This is a genomic window from Proteus genomosp. 6, from assembly GCF_040139785.1.
In the GTDB taxonomy this organism is placed as follows: Bacteria; Pseudomonadota; Gammaproteobacteria; order Enterobacterales; family Enterobacteriaceae; genus Proteus.
Map to the genome: position 1 here is coordinate 100,197 of NZ_JBEEVJ010000009.1, position 24,353 is coordinate 124,549.

The following is a 24,353-nucleotide window of genomic DNA, read 5'->3' on the forward strand; positions in this document are numbered from 1 at the left end:
CTTTTAGATAACGTATTCATCTTTAATTTATCTTATTTTGATGAAATTACGGTATTATGTAAAGATAATATAAGAGTGTGACATATTTTGTAATAATTTATTGATTGTGAGATTGTGAAATTAAACTTATTATAGCTTCATCAAGTCGAGAGACTGAGAATATAAGAGTTACAGAGCAAAGATAACACAGCAATAATAGAGTGAAGTAATAAGAAGGCATATTATAAAATAGCCTCTTCAATAATAAATAAGTTATATATTAGTCGTAATATTTCAACACCATTATATTAAATAGTAGTGCTTTCGTTTTAGATGTAATAAATGCCTTTATATTAGATAGTAGTACCTTTGTTATAGTAGTAAATAAGTACCTTTGTGTTAAATAGTAATTTCCTATGTAGTAGTAAGAAGTATCTTATTAAAGTAGTAAATCCTTTATATCAATAATATGCAGTATAGATAAAGAAGTACATTATATTAATAAAACATAACTACCTTCTTCCTCACACCAGGGAAGAAAAGGGCAGTGACGCTACAAAAATAATTTATAGTCATTAAAATAAAATTAAGCCCTCGTTTAGCAGTACTGTCGGATCAAAACACTAACCCAAGTTTTGATCCTTTTTTTATTTATCGGTATATAAATTAAAATATATCGTTTAAATAAGTTAGTTTTAATGAATTTATATAATGACGATATAATCTTAAAAGAGAAAAAGATAAGATAAGAAAAAAGTAGAAATAAGATGACGAATAAACTTAGATACAAGAATAACAAGATAATTGATTTATCGATACAACATGATTAAATCATTAACGATAGATATCTAGATGCAACTTATAAGTCGTGTTTTATGATAGCAACAAACCCCAAATGCACTTTTTTTCGCCAATCAAACTGAAAACTAACAATAATTGTTGCGAGGGTTCTTCACGCAAGTATAATGGGCAGGTTTTCCAGACACACTTCAGTGCCGGAGTGGCGAAATTGGTAGACGCAGTTGATTCAAAATCAACCGCCTTCGGGTGTGCCGGTTCGAGTCCGGCCTTCGGCACCAAAAATCAGACTCTAAAAGCGTCTTTTTTTATGCCTAAAGTTTATGATTTATAGGGCGTTACCTACCTTTCAGTTTTTCAAAGCATCCTTCTGCTGAATGTGAGGAGATAAATACTTACATCACGATTCAAAAATGCATACTCCTCACTGAGTGCCTTTAAGCAGACAAGCCATTGAGATCTTAAAACAGATCTATCAATTCAGTGGTAATCATAAATTGATCTTTATCGGTGACCATAATCCTAGAAAGCCTATGAGTGAAAACACGGTAAACAATGCGTTACGTGTGATGGGCTATGAAACTAAAACGAAGTTTGCGGACATGGATTTAGAACAATGGCGTGTAGCTCGTTGATTGAGTCTGGATTACCCAATCAAGTCCTGAAATAACTGAGTCAAAAGTATTATAGAAATAGCCATTAGGATTACGACAGCCTTTGTTAAGTGCTATTTCTAGCTCGCCAATTTTTTTCCATATTGCCACAGTACTTTTGCTGTTTATTCATATACATAAGGTCTATTTTTGAGTAGATAATAAAAAAATACAGCAGAGCCACATAAACTCGTTCCACCTTGATTGGGATAATCGAAATGGTCTAAACGCATTTTTAATTCCATCTAAAATAGGCTTTTTTAAAAGGGAACTTTAATGCTTCCCACTAGATACTCTTTTGCAATAAATTGCCTCTCAGGTACAGTGAATTGTAATTTTATGGTGTTATCATCTTCATTAACTGGTTTTGTTTGTCCACTTGATTCGAAATAACAGGAAAATTCCCTTTTTTGATTAATAGCATACAATGCGCAGTAATAACTAATTAAACTCCAATACAAAATTTGCAGTGGCATTAAGTTTGCCGGGTTTAATATCATCACCATAACGATAATATTCTGCTTTTAGTGATACGCTATTGCTGCCACTGGTTAAATCAGCCAGTGGAACAAACTGGTTATTAATTAACACAGTATCACCACTTGAAGGGGATGAAACAACAAACCCTACACCTTTGGCATTATTACTGTCGCCTTCATTATCAGGTTTGATAATGGTTTTTTGCCCGTCGTAACTTGTGGTGTTATGCGCCATTAGTTTAATTTTAGCGGAAGCATTACCTGTGCAATTTATTCTCAGATTATCTTCAGCATATTGATTATCACGAGGAAACCCAATGCTAGAAAATGCAGTAATAGGCATTTTAGGCAAATTCATTTCAAGGTTCGTATTTTCTGCACTACAAGATGTTGGCGCGCTAATAATATTCACGGATAGGCGATAACTAAAACCAACAGCCGTTGTACCGCCACCTGAATTAAAGCGATTAATTAATATAGAGCCAATATATTGAGTCGTAAAACGCTGGGATTTAGGGTTATCTTTGGTGGAGTAAACAATAACGGTAGCATCCCTTGTATTAAGTTTAGGGCTGTTAACAGGAACTTCTTGTCCTGGCTGACTTCTAAATGACAAACCTGACTCATTTTCAATTAAAACATAAGCATAATCATCTAAGCCTGTAATATGACCGTTACGTACAACATAATAAGCAGGTCTGCCATCGATATCCATATAATAGGTTGGCATTACGCCACTGGCTTCGCTATATGTTGCATAAGCATAGAACTCAGCGCCATCTGGGCAATCAGCAACGGCGACATCAGAGCCATCACGCTTAAATGTAAAACGTGCGATCTCTTGATTCTTTTTAATCATTCCTTTTAGTTCAATGGTGCCACCTCTCGCATCCATCGTGCCATGTTTAATACCGCCATTATTGACACAATCAGGCGCGGCATGACTGTAAAAAGAGAGGGTAGATAAACTAAGAATAAAAATTAGAAATAATAATTTATTCATTTTATTTTTTAAGTTAGTCATTTTATTTCCTTATTTACACTCAGTATCTAAAATATATAAACCATTAACTGGCGCTTTATTATTAATGTCATAAATTGCATGGCAGGTTTTTTGCTCACCATTAATTGTCCACGAAACTTGAATATTGCCTTGTGGTTTATTGGCAACAAAATAGAGTTGATGGAAGCTTGCGACTAATTGCGTATCATCGTTATCAATTTCAGCTTTAGCACCCATAGGGATGGTACTTTTATCTGGTGTTTGTAATGTCAGTAGGAATTTAAAGCCTTTTTTAGCATCGAAATCAGCCAGTACTAAAGCACCTTTTGTTGGAACAATATTACTAATAATATTATTCGAAATTTCAGTATCACTCGGAATAGAATTGGTATTAACACTAATGCTATTTTTTTGGTAAGGTGACATTCCAGAAATAACTGCTAATCCACTATTATTCGTTTTAATAGACTGACCATTAATGACTTCTACACCAGAGGTATTTTTAGTCAGTATTAATGCATTCGTCTGTTGCAATGAAGGGGCAAATACTGCGCCATATTGTGTTGCAACTAATGCACCACTAATACCGTAGTTAATATTTTGCTTATCTTGAGTATACGAATAACCCGCATTAAAAACAGCGCTTTGTGTTTTGTAAGAGCCATTTAAACCACCGCTATAATTAACACCTTTATTACCATAGCCTTGATAAACATCCCAGTTTGCTTGGTTTTTATCACCATAGGTTCCACTTAAACGTGCGGTCTGTAATACTTGGTTATCATTGTTCGTTGATATACCGTAATTAGCCCAAATGTAGTTTTCATTCCATGAAAAAGGAATACTGACATTCATACTCAAATCATGGCTATTTTTTTTATTACTCTCGTTATAACGACTACTATCGTAATAAGTGTAATAAACGCTATAGTTAACTTTATTAATAGCGCTATTAAAACCCATATTATAAGAATGAATGGTTTTACCACTAACGTACTTATAAATAACTGAATTTAAATTAATCGAAGCGTTATTAGAAAATAAAGGTTGATTAATCGAGAGCGTATATTCATTTTTTAACCCATTGCTTGGATGGTATTTGCTGTCTTTGTATTCCATCGCTTGAGTAAAATTGAGAAAATTGGCATCGAAGTGACGATAACCGACTAACGAAAGAGTCGTATTTGTGACTGATATATTTTTAGAATAATTAACTCTAAAAGCATTGCCATGTAATGAATCATTGCCATTGTTAGTGGAAGATTTCGCATACAATAAATCAGTGGTGATCGCGCCGTAGCTACCTAAATTTATCCCAGTACCCACACCAACAGATTGATATTTTTCACCAATAAGTACGCCGCCATAAAGGGTGACATAGTCAGTTAAACCATAGAAAGCTTCGGTCTGAACAACATAAGCGCCATCCCCGCTATTATTACCGTCGTATTTACCCGTTGAGAAGCTATATTTTAATTCACCTTTTCTTTCTAGATTGGCAATAGAGGAGAAAGGCACAATAAAATTCTTTTCAGAGCCATCCGCTTCAGTAACGCTGACATGTAAATCTCCGCCGCTGTTCATCGGATAATAATCAGTAATATTAAAAGGCCCAGCGGGTACACTGCGTTTATAAATAACTTGGCCATTTTGGGTGATAGTGACGATAGATTCTGTATTAGCAATACCCGAAACGCTAGGTGCATAGGTTCTATTTTGTGTCGGTGTCATTAGTCTATCGGTGACTAATTTAATTCCTCTAAATTTTACTGAATCAAAGAGTTGTGAAGAGGTATAGAGATCACCCATCATTAATTCACTATTAATACTGGTGATCGCTCTGGAAAGAACATTACTCAATGTATTCCATTTTTTCTCGCCATTTTCATTCTTTGTCCAGGTTGAATAGTTATTAAAACGCCAAGGACCTAAATTAACTTGGGTTTGAATGTTGCCATAATAGCTATCCGTCGTATTACCCTGACTACGACTATTAAATGAAGATAATGCGTAATTAACTAATAATGCAGGAATACCTGAATCCCAGTTTTTTATTTCATTTTCTTTTAATCTATCTTCATTAACATATAATTGTGGTAATGTTAGAACATATTGTTTTTTATTTAAATCTAAATAGCCGTTCGCATTATTGATCTCGTTGAGATTAATAAAATCATTATTTTTGTTTTTATTAATCACATCATAAGGAAGATCAACACCAGCTTTATACCACTCTTCTGCTGAAAGACGTGGCGCTAATATTGGGTTACCCTCTTTATCTTCCATCAAAATAAAATCAAAGTCGCGTGTTAATACGCGATTATCATTGATAAAAAGAGTAACTTTATAGTGACCTGGGGCGATATTATTCTCTCTAAAGACATTTAGATCTTCATTTGTCACTTGTTGAGCGCTTCCTTCAATATTTAATAGATTAGCAGGATAATAGTCATTTGCTGATGTATTAAAAGAAGTGAATAAAGCGCCAGCAATAAATAAATAGAGTGGCGATTTATTAAAATAATTATCCTTTATCTTTTTCATATTGAATAATATCTCTTATTATAATGCGAATTCCATTGGAAGGCTTTTTCCAAAATCGTCGATATAAAATAATTTTATTTTTTCTTTACCCGATAATGTTTTGTTAACGCTAATAGTGGTTTCTGATTTTGGCGGAAGAAAACTAGGTAATTGTTCAATCTCTCTTCCATCAATAAAGAGTTTGCTAATATTAATAAAATAAGGTGAGCTATTTGATACTACAAGATCGTTATTCTTTGGTGACCATTTTAACTCTTTGATTTCTTTTTCAATATTGTCATTTTTTAGAGATTGTGGTCTGTAAATTAACTTAATTCTATTTGTCATTGAATAACGCAGAACATTTTCTAAATTTTCATTGCTTGGTGCGACAAACTTAACATTGATCCAATACATGGATTCAATATCATTAGGCAGTGTTGTATTTTTAGTGACTTGTAGTGTGTTTTTTTGTTGCGACATTAATTTAATTAATGGTGGAGTGATCACAAAATCTTGAGTGAGTTTGCCATTGAGATCTTCAACCCAGGATTGTAATAAATAATTAGTGTTTTTATCACTGTTAAATGCAACGAAACCTTCATTTTTATTTGTTTCATTATAAACAACGCGAGTTGTTTCTAAACCAAATCCAGCAAAGCTTGATGTTATTGAGCTGAATATTAACCCCAGTCCTAAAAGTGTTTTTTTAAATTTCATCGATAAATACCTTTTTAATAAAAGCAGGTTAACAGGATTATTAACCTGCGATTTTTTATTATTGATAAGTCAATGTATAATTCAATGTTGCATCAGCACGGCCAGCTTCTACGTTATTACTTGTACTAACGTATTTAGCAACAAAATAAAGTGTTTTAGATTTAAGATCACCCGTATCTTTAATTTTATATTCTCTCGTTATATTGAGATCGAAAGGTGTGCTCAAATCATCTCTATCATAAATATGGATACCAACATTTTTTGCTGTATTCGAACCATTAGGATCATCTAAGGCTAAGATTTGATCTGAGCTACTATCTGTTTTACCTTCTAGCTTTAATTTTACAGTACCTTGTGGTGGGCAATTAATTAAAGAGATATCTAATTTACCATTACCATTAGCTCCGCCAACTTCACTACCGGTGCGATCAAATTCACTTGTTGCATAACGTCCCATATTAACGTTACCGTCAGAACCAGAGCCATTAATATCAATGGTGCAAGTAGATGAATAAATTAAACCTGAAAAAGAAATTTGTCCTGTTTGCTCATCAGCGAAAACTGTTGCACTTGCCGTTATTGCTGAAATAAGAAAAGCCATTGGAAGCAGTTTTTTTGTTAAAATAGGCATTTTTAACCCCTAGTGATTGATATAAAAAGTATTTAATAAATCATATTAATCGCTATTTTTTTACAATTAGTCTGTTATTACTATTTCTTAATCAATTAAAGGTATACTGCAATATAAGCACGTTGAACAGATTAACTTAATAGTAAATATAATCTTAATAAAATAGGTTTTTAGTATTAATCATAAAATTTGCAAAGCATTTTCATTATTTTGCTTTTTATCATTAATATTAAAATTTAATATGAAAATTCACTTCAGTTTTTGTGTAAACGGATTATATGTAGTTTATTTTTTGGTGTCTCATGCACAGTGTTACAAAATTTGCTTATGTAATATGAAAAAATCATTAATAAGATAATAGATTTAATTTTTTTTATTATTTATTTTCAATTGGTTATGCTTTTGTGGGGAGTTATGGATAAAACGTGATAGTTTAAATTTACTTTATGGAAAATATATTTAGTTACAAATTCTATTAAGTTTAAAATATTATGATGACAATACTTTATAAAAGCTAGTCATTAAAAGAATGGTTTCTAATAATATATATAGAGTAATTAATGAAAATAATTCTTATTAAGTACCTTATATTAAATTAAATCTATTGATTAAATTATTAATATTCAAAAAATCATCTTAAATATCTTTTATCGTATTTTTATTTTCCTATATAGAGTAGCAATGCTTATCCCTAAAATTTCTGCCGCTTTCTTCTTTCCTTCTAATGTTGTCCCTGTTTTTTCTAATATGTTCATAATGGTTTGATACTCTGATGTCTGGTTTTGAGTTTTGAGAAATTCTTGTGCGTTTAACGGTTGATTTTTATTATCTGTTTTAGCTGCTGTATAGATACCACTGGTTTTTTCTTTTTCTAAAGGATCAGAATGAGGTGTTTCTAACAAATAAGGTGGAAGGTGGCTGAGGTTTAAATCCACTGTATCGCCTTGCATAACATACATATATTCAATCACATTACGTAGCTCTCTGATATTGCCCGGCCAATCATAGGAATATAAGTAGTTAATAACAACGTTGGGGATCTTTGCAGCAGGCCGTTGATAGGTTGAAGCCAGATCATCAGCAAAGAATTGTGCAAGTTCTGCAATATCTTCTCGGTGATCACGTAATGCAGGTGTATGGATCGGAACAACATTGAGGCGATAAAATAGATCTTCACGAAATTGTCCTTTATTTACCATTTCACGTAGATCTTTGTTGGTGGCAGCAATGATCCTTACATCAATATTGATCATATTATTAGAGCCAACACGAGTGATGCTTTTTTCTTGAAGAACACGTAAAAGCTTGGCTTGTAGATGTAAAGGCATATCTCCAATTTCATCTAGGAAGAGGTTTCCACCATGTGCCAATTCAAATTTACCAATACGTCCTTTAGGATCAGCACCACTAAATGCACCGCGTACATAACCAAAAAGCTCACTTTCTAGTAGTTGTTCTGGGATTGCTGCACAGTTAATAGTAATAAAAGGTTGCTTCGTGCGTAGGCTTTGTTGGTGAATAGTGTAAGCAACCACTTCTTTACCTGAACCGCTTTCTCCGGTGATAAGTACACTGGCGTGGCTAACAGCAACTTTACTTAACATGCTTTTTAATTGGAGCATATTTTGTGAGTTGCCAATTAAAGGGGAGTGAGGATTTTCATCAACCGATAAGGTATTCACCTGTGTCATATAATCGCGGGCATCATGGAAGATAACCATTGTGAGTTGGTCATTATCAACAGATGAAAAGGTGATTTTTTTACACAGAACATGATAGCGTTGTTGATTTAATATTAGCCATGCTTCTTCATCACCATAAAGAATATCGCCAGTCATATCGATATCAAGAGATTGCCCAATTAATTCACAATCAAAAAAACGTAGAGCAGAAAGATTGGCATGCCAAATTTTATTTTGGCTATCGATTGCAATCACACCTCTATCCATCACATCAATCAAGTTTCTAAAAGTCCCAAATCGCTCTTGCTCTCTAAGCCTTTCAAGACATTCAAAAATACGACTTGAAATCATCTCCGAAAACTGTTCGATAAAGGTGATAAAGGCTTGTTTTTGTTTCATCAAAAACATTTTTTGTTCTCGATTAGAACAAATAATCCCTATTACGCCAATAACTTGATTATTCAGGAAAATAGGAGCATTGAGATCAAGTTCTTCAGTGCAAGTTAATCGGTTTTGACACAGTTGGCATAGGCTATTTTCTTTGGGATCTTCAATCAAAATGGTTTTTTGTACTTGCAGTACATGGCGATAAATATGCCCATTACTAGAGACATCTTGATTGAGCATATAGCGATAACGTCCTGTACCTGCAATGCGAATCAAGTTGTTATCAATAATTTCAACATCGGTACCAGTGATACCTGCAATGGCATCGGTGTACTTGCTGATTTCATCTTGTAGAGTACTTAGTAATGAGTGCATCACATTCTCACCTTAAAATTATCAATATTGATAATAAATTATCACTTCGCATTTAGAGTATTAAATTTAATTATTATTTATTAGTTAGTTATGTGTTTTTTGTATAAAGCTCACACAGTTTCTTATTATTGATAATTTATCACCTAAATAAAACCGCCTAGATCACAGCTTTTCTGCATCATTAATTTCACTTCTTAATTGTTAAAACAATAAATGTATTTTAAATCAAATGGTTATGTCTTTGTTAAATGCTTTTTGAATGAGTTGGCATACATATTGCGATATAGGAGATAACCCTATGTATTCCGATTAATCGCGATATTGGGTTATCGCGAATTTTAAAGTGTGATTAAGAGGTAATTCCATGCAGGAGCAATTGCAGTACCTGATTAACCAAAGTTCATTTACGCGAAAACCAACCGCTGAGCTTGCCCCTTTTCGTTATGAAGAGTTAGTCAAAGCGTTAGATTTTCATAGAACTATTCCAGGATACGCACCTACACCGTTATTTCATTTACCCCAGTTAGCCAAAACCTTAGGGATTGGTGAGTTATATCTTAAAGATGAGTCTTTTCGTTTTGGTTTAAAAGCATTTAAAGCGTTGGGTGGTGCTTATGCGATGGCACGCCATATTGCTGATTTCCTTGAAATGGACATAAGTGAATTACCTTATGAGGTAATGATCAGTGATGAGATCAGGAAAAAGTTAAATGGCGTGACTTTTGCGACAACCACTGACGGGAATCATGGACGTGGTGTTGCTTGGATGGCAAGACAGTTAAAGCAAAAAGCGGTGGTCTATATGCCAAAAGGATCATCACAAGAACGTTTAGATGCCATTTTGCGTGAAGGTGCAGTCGCTGAAATCGTTGATATGAACTATGACGATGCAGTGAGAATGACGGCTGAAATGGCTGAAAAATATGGCTGGATAGTGATTCAAGACACTGCATGGGATGGCTATGAAGAGATCCCACTTTGGATCATGCAAGGCTATGGCACTTTAATGCTGGAATCTCTTGCTCAATTACATGAAGTCCCCCCAACGCATATTTTTGTGCAAGCTGGTGTGGGCTCTTTTGCGGGTATGGTGCAAGGTATGGTAACAGCTGCTTATGGCAAACAAGCACCGAAAGTGATTGTGGCTGAAGCACGTATTGCCGACTGTTTATATCAATCTGCGGTATCAGGGAAAGCGGATGCTATTCCTGTTGGTGGGGATTTACAAACAGTCATGGCAGGGCTTGCTTGTGGTGAAGCGAATAGTATTGGTTGGAATTTATTACGCGATTATTCAGCGGCATTTTTCTCTTGCCCTGATGCTGTTGCGACGAGGGGAATGCGGATTTTAGGAAACCCTTTACCCGGTGATCCGCACATCATTTCTGGTGAATCTGGTGCCGTGACAACAGGCTTGCTCTCTATTTTGATGCAATCACCTGTTTATCAGAGTGCAAAAGAAGCGCTGGGATTAGATGAAAATGCAAGAGTGCTTGTGATAAGCACTGAAGGTGACACCGATCCTGAGCGTTATCGCGATATCGTGTGGGATGGCGAGTTGCCTAGCTTCAAACAATTTTAAAAAAACAAATAAGTCTTTTGGAGTGAACAGTATGTTATCAGCAAACCGATTTGATGAAGTTATTAAGAATTGCCAATTATTAATCCAACAAAAAAGCTATTCAGGTGAAGAAGGTAACGTTGTTAAAGTCATAGAAGAGATGATGAAAAACTATGATTTTGACGACATTCATATTGATAAATACGGCAATATCATTGGCGGAATTATAGGTCAACACCCAGGGAAAACCCTTGTTTTTGATGGTCATATCGACACTGTACCGGTTAGTGAGCGTGATTGGAAAGAAAAGCCTTATGGTGCAGAAATCAAAGACGGCAAGATTTATGGTCGTGGCACCAGTGATATGAAAGGTGCCGTCGCTGCCATGATTTCAGCGATAGGTTTTTATGGCCAAGATAATCAGCGCAATTTTGCTGGTCGTATTTATGTTTCTTGCATTGTGCATGAAGAGTGTTTTGAAGGCGTTGCCGCAAGACTCGTTTCTGAACGTTATAAACCAGACTATGTGGTAATTGGTGAAGCCTCCGAATTAAACCTCAAAATTGGGCAACGTGGTCGTGCTGAAATTGTTGTTGAAACCTTTGGCAAACCTGCTCACTCCGCCAATCCAGATGCAGGGATCAACTCTGTTTATAAAATGGCAAAACTGATCGAGAAGATCAGAACGTTAACGCCTTCCGTTCATCCTGTATTAGGAAAAGGGATCTTAGAACTTACGGATATTAAATCATCACCTTATCCGGGCGCTTCAGTTGTACCTGAATATTGTCGTGCCACTTACGATCGCCGTTTATTAGTGGGTGAAACTAAAGAAGAAGTGCTTGCACCATTACAACAAGCCATTGATGAACTTGCTTCTCAAGATGCTGATTTTAAAGCTAAAGTCTCTTATGCCTACGGTACGGAAAAATGTTATACCGGCGCCATCATTGAAGGTGAACGTTTCTTCCCTGGTTGGGTATTAGAAGAGAGTGATCCTTATGTACAAAGCGTTTTAAAAGGGCTGCATGAGTCTGGTTTTAAACCTACCGTCACACAATACTCTTTCTGTACTAATGGTAGCCATTATGCGGGTGAAGCAGGTATTAAAACCATTGGTTTTGGCCCATCTCGCGAAAATTTAGCGCACACCATTGATGAATATATTGAAGTTGAACAGTTAAAAGGTGCTGCGAGTGGTTATTACAGCATTATGAACAGCCTTTATCACCTTTAATTCTTACGAAATAAATCCTTACTAGAAGAGTATCTGGCGAAACAGTCAGATGCTCTTTGGAGAAATAACAGAATGAAAACAATATTTAAAAACGCCACTGTTATTGATGGAACAGGGGCAAGTGCATTTCAAGCTGATGTTGTGGTTAATGAAGGGAAAATAATAAAAATCGGTCAGTTTGATGCAAAAACAAATGATCAGATTATTGATGCAACAGGGAAGATAGTCTGTCCCGGTTTTATTGATACTCACACTCACTCTGATCTTTCTGCTCTGCTTAATCCCGCTTTATCTGCCAAAATCCGCCAAGGGATCACTACTGAATTGTTAGGGCAAGATGGTGTCGCGTTAGCACCATTACCAGAACAATATATTTCAGCATGGCGTAAGAATATTGCGGGTTTAGATGGTGATTCTGACAGTATTGATTGGCATTTTAAAAATACTGAAGGTTACTTAGGTATGTTGGAAGCGAGAGGCTCTGCAACGAATCTTGCTTACCTTGTTCCTCATGGCAACATTCGAATGGAAGCCATGGGATTAGAAGGTAATCCTTCTACTCGTGAAGATGTCGCCAAGATGTGTGAAATCTTAGAGCGTGAATTAAAAGCAGGGGCGTTTGGTTTATCAACAGGGCTGATTTATATGCCTTGCGCCTTTGGTGATACTGCTGAAATGATCGAACTTTGTAAGGTTACAGCAAAGCATAATGGTATTTTTGTTGTTCACCAGCGTAGTGAAGCTGACGATATTATTCAGTCGACTCAAGAGCTTATTGATATCGCCAAAGCATCGGGTGTTTGGTTGCATATTTCCCATATGAAGGTTTGCGGTAAGAAAAACTGGGGATTAATCGACGAAATGCTTGGCATGTTAGAGCAAGCACAAAAAGAGGGTATTCGTATCTCTTTTGACCAATATCCGTATGTGGCAGGCAGTACCATGCTTGGGGTGATTTTACCACCTTGGGTTCACGCAGGAGGCACAGAGAAATTATTAGAACGTTTAGCTTCTCCAGAACTGCGTAAAAAGATGATTGAAGATATCGAAAAAGGCATTCCAGGTTGGGATAACTTTATTGATTTCGCAGGGTTAGAAAATATTTATGTGACTAGCTCTAAAACAGAAAAAAACCAAGATGCCGTTGGACTTAGCCTTGTAGAACTAGGCAAATTGAGAGGTAAAGATCCATATAACGCAACCTTCGATCTGCTATATGAAGAAGAAAATGCAGTAGGAATGGTGGATTTTTACGGTACAGAAGAACACGTTATCAAATTCTTATGTCGTCCTGAACAAAACGTCTGTACTGATGGGTTAATGGGAGCAGGTAAGCCTCATCCTCGTGTATTTGGTGCATTCCCTCGTGTTTTAGGGAAATACGTCAGAGAAGAAAAATGCCTCACTTGGGAACAAGCTATCCGCAAAATGACAGGTAAACCAGCTGAAGTCCTTCGATTAACCGACAGAGGCTTAATTAAAGAAGGGTATGCTGCAGATATTGTGATGTTCGACCCTGAAACCATTATTGATAAAGGCACGTTTGTTGAACCAAACCAATACCCAGAAGGGATCGATTTAGTGATGGTCAATGGTCGTATCGCATTAATTAATGGGGTCGAAAGTTACGCCTGTAGTGGCCATGTTTTAAGAGCATAACCGCACAATAGCGCTCTTAAACGTTAAACCTTATCTCTGTTTACCACGGTTGTTCTTCAACCGTGATGGTTTCCCCTTACCTGAGGAACAGGAAAATGAGTTCAAATATTATTCCAAACCTTCAACAGAAGAAAACATGGAAAGCTCGTTACACCGTTTTATCCTTAATTTGGTTAGCATGGTTACTTTCGTTCTTAGATAGAATGGTAATGAGTGTTTCATTACCCTTTATTGGACGTGATCTGAATCTTGATACCACACAACAAGGCTTAATAATCAGTGCGTTCTTTGTCGGTTATGCGGCATTCCAAATACCGGGTGGTTTCTTAGCTGACCGCTTTGGCGCACGTAAAATTATGGCAATCGGCATTGCATGGTGGTCAGTTTTCACCAGTTTAACGGGGATGGTGTTTACATTGCCGTTAATGTTAGCGGTGCGATTCTTATTTGGTATTGGTGAAGGCTGTTTTCCATCGGCTTCTTGGAAAATGATCTCAACTTATTTCCCATCTAAAGAGCGTGGTCGTGCAACGGCAATTCAATCAACAGTAAATACCTTGGGGCCAGCATTAGCTGTAATTGTTGCGGCGAGTATTATCGGTGCTTTTGGCTGGCATATGGTGTTTATTGTTTTAGGTATTCCTGGCCTATTAATTGCAGCTGGTATTTATTTTTTCACTCGTGATAATCCAAAAGATCACCCAAGTATTACCCAGCAAGATCTCGATGAGCTAGCAGCAGATGGCACATTAACGGATAAACCTGTTGAAGCTGTACCCTTTAAAGATGTTTTAAAGATGCCAGTGTTGTGGCAAATGGCAGCAATTTGGTTTCTGTTTGATATTACCTTTTGGGGATTCTCAACATGGTTACCAAGTTATTTAATTACTGTTCGTGAATTCTCTTTGGCTAAAACAGGGGTAATGGCGGCTATTCCATTCTTATTTGGTGCTGGTGGTACATTATTAGGTGGTTATGTTTCTGATAAATGTAAATCACAGCGTAAATGGTTATATATGGTTACCGCAGTGATTGCAGCTGGCTTCTTATATATGACATATACTGTTGAAAGTGCTGATATGGCGGTTGTATATCAGTGTATTTCAGCATTATTTATGTTCTTTGCCATGGCAATGTTCTGGGGTATTTTAATGGATACTATCCCAAATAAAATCATGGGGCGTGCTTCAGGGATTGTTAACTTCGGTGGTCAAATGGCGGGTGTTGTTTCCGCACCTGTTATGGGCTTCTTAATTAAAGCGAGTGGTGGTAGTTACGACAGCGCATTTATGTTTATGATAATTGCATTAGTTGCCTCTGCTGTTGTAACGTTCACGGTTAAAATGCGAAATACACCTGCAGCCATTTAATTAATATTAATAATAGTTATATTTTAATAAGTGTGATGTTATTAAAAGAAATAAGATTAATTAAATAAAATAAATGTATTAACTGTAAGATTTATTTATTAAAACTCACTATACGCTTTATTGATTTTTTAATTTAAAAAATCTTATTGCAGGGTATTTTTGTCTTAAAAAAGCCACGATTAAAAATCGTGGCTTTGCTTTTGTTAGATTAATAACATTATTTGCTTATAAGTATAAAGTCGTTGCCACTAAAACAGAGTGTGGCATCGCCACGAATAACGCGGTGATGGGCAATATGGCGTTGACTATTTAATGAAGCGTGCTGTTTCATCATATAAGCCTCTAAATGCCATGCAATAAGTTGTTTAGCGAGCTTTTTATTCGCGTGCTGGCTACGTTCTGATTGCACTTTGACACTAATACCTGTGGCAATATGTGTTGCTCTGACCGCAGATTCTGTTTTATTAACATGCTGACCGCCAGGGCCATTTGAACGCATGGTTTCAAAGACAATTTCTTTGTCATTAATTTCATCAGGTTGTTCAAAACAAGCAACACCAATAAACCAATTTTTACGTTTATGCCGTGGTCGTAATGTGCTTGCACATTGCCATTGCACAGAGCCTGCCCACTGTTGCGCGATAGCCTGTGCATCAGCACCTTCAAGAGACACTAACGCCGATTTTAAGCCATAACGTGAAGGCTCTTTTTCAAGAACCGTGACGTTCACTTGCTGTTTTGTTGTTGATTTCAAAAAGTAATTTAAGGCTTTTTCAACCGCTAAACAGCACTCTTCAGGGCCTTGTGCGGAGGTGAATTGTAATAACATTACGCTATCTCCCCACTTGTTTTATAGGTGATCACGGGTTTTAAACGTGCGATGACTTCGATTAGCCCGATACTCACCATGCTTTCAATCACTGTTTCAATCGATTTATAAGATTGCGGTGCTTCTTCATAAATTAGTTGTTTATTGGCACAAATAATACGGCTACCTAATGCAGTTCGTGAAAGTTGTAGTGGTGTAAAACGGTGTGATAATCGGCCTTTGCACTCTGTACGCATCCATTTTCTACCTGCACCATGGGGTAAGGAATGAAGGCTTAATTCAGACACAATTGGCTTAACAATATAGCTGTAATCACCGCGTGAACCCGGAATAACCACCATATCGTGATGTGCTGGTGTTGCACCTTTACGATGTAACCAACCTTGTTGACCATGTAATTCACAAGGCTCTACAAGGTTATGATTTACATCAGAAATAACTGCACCTTGAGTGCGAATTTGGCGCATCATTCTTTCACCAATAAGGCGACGATTAATCTTTGCGTAATCAAGTGCATTATTGTGGGCTTGCAAATATTCATTTGCCTCTTCGGTGTTAGCAACAAGCCCTTTATGACCAAACTGTTCTGTATGAGCACGTAAGATAGATTGTCCTAAACCTCTCGCTCCGCTGTGAACTAATAGCAATAACTGTTTTTTATTGATACCACTTGCAGCGAAAAGCGTTTCATTAATCACTTGGTCAATTTGTTGGAATTCAGCAAAGTGATTACCACCACCAATAGAGCCTAAAGAGCCAGCAAAAGGATGATTTTGCATTTCAGTCGGTAGATGCGTTTCTAGCCATTCTGAAGGTGCGATATCACTCATTTCACTCAACTGTTTCTCTGCTTTATCTAAGTTGAGTTTGCTGTTTTTAAATTCCGTTTGAAAGAGCGTCATGCCACAGCCAATATCATTTCCGACCAAAGCAGGGTAAAAACGATTAACAGAAAAAAAGGCAGCGCCAATGGGATAACCACGCCCCGGATGTAAATCAGGCATACCTGCGACATAAGCCATATCAGGAAGTTGAGCGGTTGTTTCTAATTGTTGGATTGCTTTGCTTTCAATCCAAGTATTATCCGATGCGATATAACAAACGCTATCAGATAAATAATGAACACACTTGTCCATATACCAATCCATATAATGTAAAGGATAAAAAAATAAATTGATTGGCGGACAGCAAAAAGAAGGAAAAAAGGATTACTTCTGAGATTGTCCGCAAAGAGTATTCATATTTGTAGTTGTCATGGGATACCTCCTTGCAGTTAATTGAAATGGATGAAAAATAATAAATCGCGGGCATATTAACCACTTTTTTTTGCATTGGCAATCAAAAAGTGGTGTGGTTTTTCTTTATTTTTTAAAAAAAGAATTAATAGATTTTATTTAATTTAAGGCTAACTTCCTTTTATTTGCTATTTCAGTTAGTTCTCTATTTTTAATTAATAAATTACTTTTACTGAGCTTTTTCGGCAATAATCTTCGTAATCATCCGTTAATTTTCTATCTGTGATAACAACATCAAACTGAGCTAAATCGCCCATATTGGCTGTCGCTGTTTCATCAAAATAGTGATATTTGGTGAGTAAGATCTTACGAATAGATTTATCCATCGCTTTTTTCTTCATATAAAGATCGTCGATGTTATAACAGGTAACGCCAAAATCGAGATGAACGCCTTCGGCTGAAATAAAGGCTTTTTTGGGATTAATGCTATCAAGATAAGAAGGTTGGGTAGGATTGTAGAAAGAGTCACTTTTAGGACGATATTCACCTCCGCAGAGTAATACGGTGGCATTTTTTTTCTGGCTTAATGCCAAAAATACTCGATGAGAATAACAGATCCCCGTGAAATGCAGATTATCAGGAATAAGCTCAATCAGTGTGGGAATAAACTGCCCGTTATCGAAAAAAAGAACATCGCCGTCAGATACCATGCCAGCAGCAAGATTAGGAATATGAAGTTCTTCAGTTTGATCTGGCGTAATGATATTAGAGGATGTTGAGATTAACCCTGAATGGGGCTGGGCTAATGCAACAATGTAGCCACCTAATAATGACATCGGAAAAGGGTTTTCGGCGTCAGAACTAAGGTCGCGCCTAATTGTCATTTCAGAAACTTCAAGGATCCTTGCGGCGTCTTTAAGATGTATGCGACCTGAGCGTTTTATACATTCACTGAGGCGGCGCAAACGTTCGTGCTGTTTGGTCTCTATCACCGAAGGATCCTTGTGTTATCGAATAGCGTACTCCAAGAAAATATACGCTAAATAATTAGTAGTTTGATTCAGGTGCATCTGAATCTGTTGCGATAGCGACACTTGCGCTAGCGCCGATACGTGTTGCACCTGCTTTGATCATGTTTAATGCTGTTTGGCGATCGCGAACACCACCTGATGCTTTCACACCAACTTCATCACCCACTGTTTTGCGCATTAAAGCAACATGATGTTCTGTTGCGCCCATTGTACTGTATCCTGTTGATGTTTTCACAAAATCAACGCGGATCTCACGACACATTTCACAAACTAAACGTACTTCGTCGTCAGTTAATAAGCAAGTTTCTAAAATAACTTTCAGAGTTGTATTACCACAAGCGGCTTTTACTGCTTCGATATCTTGTTTTACGAAGTCTAAACGGCCGCTTTTTAACATACCAATATTGATAACCATATCGACTTCTTGTGCGCCTTGGCGAATAGCTTCAGCCGCTTCAAAGGCTTTTGTTGCTGTTAAACCCGCACCAAATGGGAAGTCGATAACACAACATACTTTTACATCACTTCCTTCAAGGCAAGTTCTTGCTAAAGGGATGTAAGAAGTGTTAATACAAACAGAGAAGAAACCGTGTTCAACTGCTTCAGCACACAATTTTTTGATTTGCGCTTCAGTTGTATCTGCAGCAAGAAGGGTATGATCGATATAATTAGCTAATGGACGCATAGTATATTCCTTAATAAGAAGATTGTTATTCATCACCCATGTGATTTTGGCAACATATTAGTGCCGTTTTAACGGGATAACAATCACAAATGATATTTAAATAACATGATACTGTTATACATCTATCAAAATGTCACTATTTTCACATTTAAAAATTTCACATAAGAGTAAGAGGCGCTATGGATATCGCAGTGATTGGTTCAAATATGGTGGATTTGATCACCTATATAGACAGGATGCCAAAAGAGGGAGAAACCCTTGAGGCGCCAGCATTTAAGATTGGCTGTGGTGGTAAAGGGGCAAATCAAGCTGTTGCTGCTGCTAAATTAAATTCAAAAGTGATGATGTTAACAAAGGTTGGCGATGATATTTTCGCGGATAACACCATCATGAATTTAGAGTCTTATGGTATTAACACGCGCTATGTTGAAAAAGTGCCTGGTACAACAAGTGGTGTTGCGCCCATTTTTGTGACTTCTCAATCATCAAATAGCATTTTAATTGTTAAAGGTGCTAATCAGCATTTATCGCCAGAGGATATTGATAGAGCCACAGATAGCCTGAAAAAATGCAAAATAATCGTATTGCAATTAGAAATCCCGCTTGAAACGGTGTATCACGCCATTGAGTTTGGTAACAAACATCATATTCCTGTGTTATTTAACCCAGCGCCTGCTTCAAAAGCATTAGATCTTGATATTGCAGCTCGTTGTGACTTTTTTGTTCCGAATGAAACAGAACTTGAAATTTTGACTGGTATGCCAATCACTACAATGGATGAAATCCGTGAAGCCGCTTGCTCTTTACTACAAAAAGGCTTTAAGAATGTCATCGTTACATTAGGTGAAAAAGGCGCATTATGGATGAATGGTGAAATTGAAAAATATATTCCTGCCATTAAAGTTGATGCAATTGATACTAGTGGGGCGGGGGATGCCTTTATTGGTTGTTTCTCCCATTATTATGTTCACACCAATAATATTGAAGAAGCGTTAAATAAAGCCGTGATGTTTTCTGGTTTAAGTGTTGCAGGAAAAGGCACACAATCTTCTTATCCTAGCATTGAAGAGTTTGGGCAGTTTTTAGCGCAAGCCAAGTAGTACACTTCTGCACTATCACATCTTTGTATTCCACTTGCTATCTTATTTAGAAAGCAAGTGGAATTTCTTTAAAATTAATAGTTTGCTGTGTTTTTATAGTCACTGTTGGATTTCTTACAAAGAAAAACGGTTTAACTTAATGTGACTGATTTCACAGAGTGGTGACAATTATTATTGAAATATTATTTCATAAGATGTAATTTTAATTGAAATTTAATTTCATTAAGGTTGTTATGATGAAAGAAGATGCATTAAGCGAATGTCTTAAAAATGAAAGCAATCAAGAAACAACACAGTTTTCTGAATTAAGCGCTTTAGAGTTGGTTACGCTTATCAATAGTGCAGATATGACTGTTGCAAATGCAGTTAAAAAAGAATTACCCGCTATTGCTAAAGCAGTAGAAAGAATTACTGAACGTCTGCAAAAAGGTGGACGTATTTTTTATGTTGGTGCAGGAACAAGTGGACGATTAGCGGTACTAGACAGTGCGGAATGTCCACCTACTTTTGGTGTATCTCCTACATTAGTACAGGCGATTATTGCTGGCGGTCATGATGCAATGCTAAAAGCGGTTGAAAATATTGAAGATAGTCAAGAGGCGGCAATTGAAGAGCTCCAACGTCGTCATGTCAGTGATAAAGATGTCGTTATTGGCATTGCCGCAAGTGGTCGTACGCCTTTCACTGTCGCAGCTTTGCAATATGGCAAGAAGCTAAAAGCATTGACAGTATCTATTACTACGCGTGGCAAAAGTATGATGAGTGAAATTGCCGACTTATCTATTGCACCAGATGTGGGCGCAGAAGTGTTAACAGGTTCCACAAGAATGAAAAGTGGCACAGCTCAAAAAATGATTTTGGGTATGTTAAGTACTAGCGTGATGACTAAACTTGGAAAAGTGCATAAAAACCTTATGGTGGATGTGATTGCGAGTAATGAGAAATTGCAACGTCGTGCTGAAGGTATTGTCAGCGAGGTGTGTGGAATTTCACATGAAACAGCCAGAACCCTGTTACAAATGGTTAATTATCATCCTAGAAAAGCCATTTTAATGTATGAACTTCACCTGAGTGTGGAGAAAGTTGAGCAAATTACACAGCAATATCCTTATCGTTCGTTACAACAGCAACTCGCCCTATTTAACTAATAACAATATGAGTAAACACTCTGAACTTTAGCAGGCACGCATATGGCTAATAAAATAGAACATCTCGACACGTTAGCAATAGAAATAGAAAAACATGCTGGTGGGTTTCAAAATGTGGCAACCCTAACACATTGTATGACTCGTATTCGACTGATTTTAAAAGATAGCTCGCTATTTGATGCCGACGCTTTAAAACAAGTCGAAGGCGTTAAAGGTGTTGTATTTAATGGCGAACAGCACCAAGTGATTGTAGGAATGGGAACCGCGGCAAAAGTTTATTCCATCATGAATAAGCGTATGCAAAACAGTTCAGCAAGTAGTGAAGATGAGCCTGCGTCAACACCAGTGAAAAAAGGCTTCTCCATTCGTCGTATGCTAAATACATTAGCGGCTATTTTTGTCCCGACAATTCCTGCTTTAATTGGCTGCGGTTTGATTATGGGGTTAATTAATATTATCCGTTTAGTCGCACCAGGCTTAGTTGAGCAATTCCCTGAGCTATTTAAATTATTCAAATTAATTGGTAGCACAGTATTTGCATATCTCTCTATTATGATTGGGATAAATACAGCTAAAGAATTGGGCGCGTCAACGTCGATTGGTGCTGTAATGGCTGGGTTATTAGCCATGCCTGGGCTTGCTGATATCACCTTATTTGGTGAGAAATTACAGCCAAACAGTGGCGGGATCTTTGCAGTATTAATGGTGGTCGTGTTCTCTTCAAAATTAGAATTATGGTTTCGTAGTATCGTTAAAGAGAGCCTAGATCTTATCTTAACGCCGTTTGTGACTATTTTAGTCTCTTCTCTTGTGGCGATTATGATATTCCAACCAATCGGCCATTATCTTAATCAGTTATTAGCACAAGGCGTATCATTATCACTTTTAAATCAAGGTGGTGGTGCGGTTGTAACGGGTGCTGCGCTAGGGGGAAGCTTCTTATTTTTACTCTTAACGGGATTGCATCAAGGACTAATTCCTATTCATACCGAAATCTTAAATACTTTTGGTTTAAATTACCTGTTCCCTATTTTAGCCATGGGTGGAATGGGGCAAGTAGGCTCTTGTTTTTGGGTTTATTTACGCACTAAAAACCAACGTTTAAAGAAAACATTAATGGGTGCATTACCTGTTGGTATTTTCGGTGTCGGTGAGCCTTTATTATTTGGTGTTTCCCTTCCATTAGGAAAACCTTTTGTAGCGGGATGTATTGGTGGTGCGGCTGGTGGTGCATTAATGGCATATTTCCAAGTTGGGATCATTATTCCATTTGGTACAGCTGGGTTATCATTAATTCCATTAGTGGGAGATGGGCAAATTATTAAGTTCCTGATCGCAGTATTAGGTGCATGGATTGTCGGTTTTATTGCCAGTATGCTAATGGGATTTACCGATCCAGAGAAATAAGTCAGAAATAAAAAGGATAACAGAATGTCGACACTGACCAAAAAGCTTGAAAGTTTGCTAATACAAGGCAAAGGCACAGAACAACGTATTGCTCATTATTTATTAGAGAATAGTGAGAATATTGCCAGTATGAATGCGGCTGATCTGGCACTTAAAGCAGGTGTAAGTAGTGCTTCTGTTATCCGTTTTTCACGTCAAATGGGGTATCGCGGTTATCCTGAATTTAAAATTGATTACCTTTCAGAAGAAAAGCAACAAAAAAGCAGTGGCGATATTCTCTATGGCAATCTCGCGAAAACAGACCCGACAGAATTAATTATTTCCAAAACAGGGCATCTGTTTACTAGTGCTATTCAAGATTCATTAGCGTTGTTAGATCCTAATACCATAGATCTATTAGCTGAAAAAATGGTATTAGCAAAACGCATTGTATTGTTTGGTATTGGCGCATCCGCCGTTGTGGCGAGCGATATTTTTCATAAATTAATTCGTGTAAATAAAAACACCTTATTTAGTCCTGATCTTCATGCTCAATTGGCTTATTCCGCTAATTTATCTGCTGATGATATTGCCATTGCTGTTACCGCTAGAGGAAATACGACAGATATTAATCGGATGCTGAAATCAGCAAAAAATGAAGGTTGTTTAACTGTGGCATTAACGCGTTTCGGACAAGATGAAGCAACTCGATTATCTGATTATACATTGCCTTATTTTTATGATGAACAACACTCTCAATTAGGCGTGATTACGCCACAAGTTTTACAAATGGTGGCTTTTGATGTGCTGTTTTTTAAATATATGACATTAGCGAGTGAGTCAGCAGAAAAAGCATTATTAAAAGGGCGAGAAGCTGTTATGCAAGGAAATCAATAATGTTACTTATCACCACATTAGCGGTGGGTGCGGCTATTGGTTTAATTATAAGTACGACGGGTGTGGGCGGCGGTGTTATTGTTTTACCTGTATTGACCTATTTCTTTGGTATGAATGCGTTAATGGCAGTTGCAACAGCGAATTTATTATCCATGTTGATGAAAGTTACTTCGTCTTATATGCATTTTCGCCTTGGAAATATTCCTTTTAAAAGAGCGATGATTGTCTTAGGAATAATGCTACCAAGTACCTTTTTAGCCAGTGTTTTGGTTAATTATTTAGGTTCGTTAGCGCAGTATCAGCAACAAGTTGAATGGGGAATTAATGCGCTTGTTGTTAGTGCTATTGTTTTTTCTCTATTTCTCTTTGTACAGAGAATGTTTTTCTCATTACCTCCCGTTGTGGTTGAAAATACAGCGTTAGCTCCTTTAAATATAAAAGCGCTATTACTTCCTGCGATCGCAGCAGGTGTTGTTTTAGGGGCAACGGGGGTGGGTGGTGGTGTGGTTGTGTTACCGTTATTGCTACGCTACGCGAACCTTTCTATTAAGCAAGCTATTGGCACTTCTATATTTACCACAACATTGTTATCGGGATCTTCAGCACTAGCCTATATGCAAGATGGGCATACGGATATTCATTTGGCACTTTTGTTATTTTTAGGCTCGCTAATCTCTATTCCGCTGTCTAAGTGGCTGTTGATCAGAATGCCTGACAGAATATTTCAGTATGCAACGCTGATTTTAATTATTTGTAGTGCGGTGATGATGCTAGCTAAATTATTTTAGTATTTAAATGTATCATTAATGTTAATTATAAAAGTGATATAAAAAAAATAGCTAAATAATAGCTAAATAAAAATAAATTTTTATTGGTTATTTCTTGATTATCTTATTAATTTAATTGAGGTCATTCTTAATATAGAAGCGATTATCCATTTTTTATTTGTGTGTTAATGGAATGTATTCTTGATGATTTATTTTTA

At 36.7% G+C, this 24,353-nt stretch carries 18 protein-coding genes, 1 tRNA gene and 1 pseudogene; 11 read left to right on the forward strand and 9 right to left on the reverse strand.

The features are described from left to right. Positions 1-973: 973 nt before the first annotated feature. Positions 974-1,058: transfer RNA gene (locus ABN212_RS12715), tRNA-Leu, on the forward strand. A 123-nt stretch (positions 1,059-1,181) separates the two neighbouring features. Continuing rightward, a pseudogene (locus tag ABN212_RS12720) lies at positions 1,182-1,426 on the forward strand (tyrosine-type recombinase/integrase); the annotation flags it as partial. Between the two features lie 445 nt (positions 1,427-1,871). Here the strand turns inward: ABN212_RS12720 and ABN212_RS12725 are convergent. The 5 genes from ABN212_RS12725 to ABN212_RS12745 all read right to left on the reverse strand — a co-directional run bounded on the left by ABN212_RS12725 (position 1,872) and on the right by ABN212_RS12745 (position 9,230). Continuing rightward, on the reverse strand, positions 1,872-2,933 hold the full coding sequence (locus tag ABN212_RS12725; protein ID WP_198620198.1) for a fimbrial protein: 1,062 nt from the start codon (positions 2,931-2,933) through the stop codon (positions 1,872-1,874). Between the two features lie 9 nt (positions 2,934-2,942). After that, positions 2,943-5,456, reverse strand: coding sequence for a fimbria/pilus outer membrane usher protein (locus ABN212_RS12730; RefSeq protein ID WP_349443284.1), 2,514 nt, complete (start codon positions 5,454-5,456; stop codon positions 2,943-2,945). A gap of 18 nt (positions 5,457-5,474) precedes the next feature. Further along, a complete protein-coding gene (locus ABN212_RS12735; RefSeq protein WP_198620196.1) occupies positions 5,475-6,155 on the reverse strand; it encodes a fimbrial biogenesis chaperone in 681 nt (226 codons plus the stop codon). A 58-nt stretch (positions 6,156-6,213) separates the two neighbouring features. Continuing rightward, positions 6,214-6,786, reverse strand: coding sequence for a fimbrial protein (locus tag ABN212_RS12740; protein ID WP_198620195.1), 573 nt, complete (start codon positions 6,784-6,786; stop codon positions 6,214-6,216). A 647-nt stretch (positions 6,787-7,433) separates the two neighbouring features. Further along, complete coding sequence (locus tag ABN212_RS12745) at positions 7,434-9,230, reverse strand: sigma-54 interaction domain-containing protein (RefSeq protein WP_349443285.1); 1,797 nt, start codon at positions 9,228-9,230, stop codon at positions 7,434-7,436. A 364-nt stretch (positions 9,231-9,594) separates the two neighbouring features. On the opposite strand from ABN212_RS12745, the gene dpaL reads away from it, so the two are divergent. The 4 genes from dpaL (at position 9,595) to ABN212_RS12765 (ending at position 15,057) form a co-directional block, all read left to right on the forward strand. Continuing rightward, entirely contained in the window at positions 9,595-10,812 is a 1,218-nt protein-coding gene (dpaL, locus tag ABN212_RS12750; RefSeq protein ID WP_349443286.1) for a diaminopropionate ammonia-lyase, read from the forward strand. Between the two features lie 31 nt (positions 10,813-10,843). Beyond that, positions 10,844-12,028, forward strand: a complete 1,185-nt coding sequence (locus ABN212_RS12755; RefSeq protein ID WP_349443287.1) for a YgeY family selenium metabolism-linked hydrolase — start codon at positions 10,844-10,846, stop codon at positions 12,026-12,028. Between the two features lie 72 nt (positions 12,029-12,100). Then, a complete protein-coding gene (locus ABN212_RS12760; protein WP_100157995.1) occupies positions 12,101-13,687 on the forward strand; it encodes an N-acyl-D-amino-acid deacylase family protein in 1,587 nt (528 codons plus the stop codon). A 95-nt stretch (positions 13,688-13,782) separates the two neighbouring features. Further along, complete coding sequence (locus ABN212_RS12765; RefSeq protein WP_109372631.1) at positions 13,783-15,057, forward strand: MFS transporter; 1,275 nt, start codon at positions 13,783-13,785, stop codon at positions 15,055-15,057. Between the two features lie 217 nt (positions 15,058-15,274). On the opposite strand, the gene prfH is transcribed toward ABN212_RS12765, so the two are convergent. The 4 genes from prfH to deoC all read right to left on the reverse strand — a co-directional run bounded on the left by prfH (position 15,275) and on the right by deoC (position 18,837). Further along, on the reverse strand, positions 15,275-15,886 hold the full coding sequence (prfH, locus tag ABN212_RS12770) for a peptide chain release factor H (RefSeq protein ID WP_349443288.1): 612 nt from the start codon (positions 15,884-15,886) through the stop codon (positions 15,275-15,277). Beyond that, entirely contained in the window at positions 15,886-17,022 is a 1,137-nt protein-coding gene (locus ABN212_RS12775; RefSeq protein WP_349443289.1) for an RNA ligase RtcB family protein, read from the reverse strand. Before ABN212_RS12775 ends, prfH begins: the two co-directional genes overlap by 1 nt. A 314-nt stretch (positions 17,023-17,336) precedes the next feature. Continuing rightward, positions 17,337-18,113, reverse strand: a complete 777-nt coding sequence (locus ABN212_RS12780) for a DeoR family transcriptional regulator (protein ID WP_196533494.1) — start codon at positions 18,111-18,113, stop codon at positions 17,337-17,339. A 55-nt stretch (positions 18,114-18,168) separates the two neighbouring features. Continuing rightward, positions 18,169-18,837 (reverse strand): deoxyribose-phosphate aldolase, encoded by a 669-nt coding sequence (gene deoC / locus ABN212_RS12785; RefSeq protein WP_151434071.1) that lies wholly within the window; start codon positions 18,835-18,837, stop codon positions 18,169-18,171. 179 nt (positions 18,838-19,016) lie between these two features. Here deoC and rbsK point away from each other — a divergent pair, with 179 nt between their 5' ends. The 5 genes from rbsK to ABN212_RS12810 all read left to right on the forward strand — a co-directional run bounded on the left by rbsK (position 19,017) and on the right by ABN212_RS12810 (position 24,156). After that, positions 19,017-19,937 carry a ribokinase gene (gene rbsK / locus ABN212_RS12790; RefSeq protein WP_072064518.1) on the forward strand — a complete coding sequence of 307 codons (921 nt, stop codon included), beginning with the start codon at positions 19,017-19,019 and terminating at the stop codon, positions 19,935-19,937. Positions 19,938-20,173: 236 nt separating this feature from the next. Further along, positions 20,174-21,085: an N-acetylmuramic acid 6-phosphate etherase gene (gene murQ / locus ABN212_RS12795; RefSeq protein ID WP_198626334.1), complete on the forward strand. Its 912-nt coding sequence runs from the start codon at positions 20,174-20,176 to the stop codon at positions 21,083-21,085. A gap of 42 nt (positions 21,086-21,127) precedes the next feature. Further along, positions 21,128-22,492 carry a PTS transporter subunit EIIC gene (locus ABN212_RS12800; protein WP_109372624.1) on the forward strand — a complete coding sequence of 455 codons (1,365 nt, stop codon included), beginning with the start codon at positions 21,128-21,130 and terminating at the stop codon, positions 22,490-22,492. Positions 22,493-22,516: 24 nt separating this feature from the next. Beyond that, on the forward strand, positions 22,517-23,368 hold the full coding sequence (locus ABN212_RS12805; protein ID WP_198620189.1) for a MurR/RpiR family transcriptional regulator: 852 nt from the start codon (positions 22,517-22,519) through the stop codon (positions 23,366-23,368). Next, positions 23,368-24,156 (forward strand): sulfite exporter TauE/SafE family protein, encoded by a 789-nt coding sequence (locus ABN212_RS12810; RefSeq protein ID WP_109372622.1) that lies wholly within the window; start codon positions 23,368-23,370, stop codon positions 24,154-24,156. Before ABN212_RS12805 ends, ABN212_RS12810 begins: the two co-directional genes overlap by 1 nt. Positions 24,157-24,353: the final 197 nt, after the last annotated feature.

What these genes read in the sequence shown, in the direction of transcription:
- ABN212_RS12810 (WP_109372622.1), top strand. Translation starts at nt 23,368, where the DNA reads ATGTTACTTATCACCACATTAGCGGTGGGTGCGGCTATTGGTTTAATT.
- dpaL (WP_349443286.1), top strand. Translation starts at nt 9,595, where the DNA reads ATGCAGGAGCAATTGCAGTACCTGATTAACCAAAGTTCATTTACGCGA.
- ABN212_RS12805 (WP_198620189.1), top strand. Translation starts at nt 22,517, where the DNA reads ATGTCGACACTGACCAAAAAGCTTGAAAGTTTGCTAATACAAGGCAAA.
- ABN212_RS12765 (WP_109372631.1), top strand. Translation starts at nt 13,783, where the DNA reads ATGAGTTCAAATATTATTCCAAACCTTCAACAGAAGAAAACATGGAAA.
- ABN212_RS12730 (WP_349443284.1), bottom strand. Translation starts at nt 5,456, where the DNA reads ATGAAAAAGATAAAGGATAATTATTTTAATAAATCGCCACTCTATTTA.
- ABN212_RS12800 (WP_109372624.1), top strand. Translation starts at nt 21,128, where the DNA reads ATGGCTAATAAAATAGAACATCTCGACACGTTAGCAATAGAAATAGAA.
- ABN212_RS12745 (WP_349443285.1), bottom strand. Translation starts at nt 9,230, where the DNA reads ATGCACTCATTACTAAGTACTCTACAAGATGAAATCAGCAAGTACACC.
- prfH (WP_349443288.1), bottom strand. Translation starts at nt 15,886, where the DNA reads ATGTTATTACAATTCACCTCCGCACAAGGCCCTGAAGAGTGCTGTTTA.
- ABN212_RS12775 (WP_349443289.1), bottom strand. Translation starts at nt 17,022, where the DNA reads ATGGACAAGTGTGTTCATTATTTATCTGATAGCGTTTGTTATATCGCA.
- ABN212_RS12740 (WP_198620195.1), bottom strand. Translation starts at nt 6,786, where the DNA reads ATGCCTATTTTAACAAAAAAACTGCTTCCAATGGCTTTTCTTATTTCA.
- ABN212_RS12725 (WP_198620198.1), bottom strand. Translation starts at nt 2,933, where the DNA reads ATGACTAACTTAAAAAATAAAATGAATAAATTATTATTTCTAATTTTT.
- rbsK (WP_072064518.1), top strand. Translation starts at nt 19,017, where the DNA reads ATGGATATCGCAGTGATTGGTTCAAATATGGTGGATTTGATCACCTAT.
- ABN212_RS12760 (WP_100157995.1), top strand. Translation starts at nt 12,101, where the DNA reads ATGAAAACAATATTTAAAAACGCCACTGTTATTGATGGAACAGGGGCA.
- deoC (WP_151434071.1), bottom strand. Translation starts at nt 18,837, where the DNA reads ATGCGTCCATTAGCTAATTATATCGATCATACCCTTCTTGCTGCAGAT.
- ABN212_RS12755 (WP_349443287.1), top strand. Translation starts at nt 10,844, where the DNA reads ATGTTATCAGCAAACCGATTTGATGAAGTTATTAAGAATTGCCAATTA.
- murQ (WP_198626334.1), top strand. Translation starts at nt 20,174, where the DNA reads ATGAAAGAAGATGCATTAAGCGAATGTCTTAAAAATGAAAGCAATCAA.
- ABN212_RS12735 (WP_198620196.1), bottom strand. Translation starts at nt 6,155, where the DNA reads ATGAAATTTAAAAAAACACTTTTAGGACTGGGGTTAATATTCAGCTCA.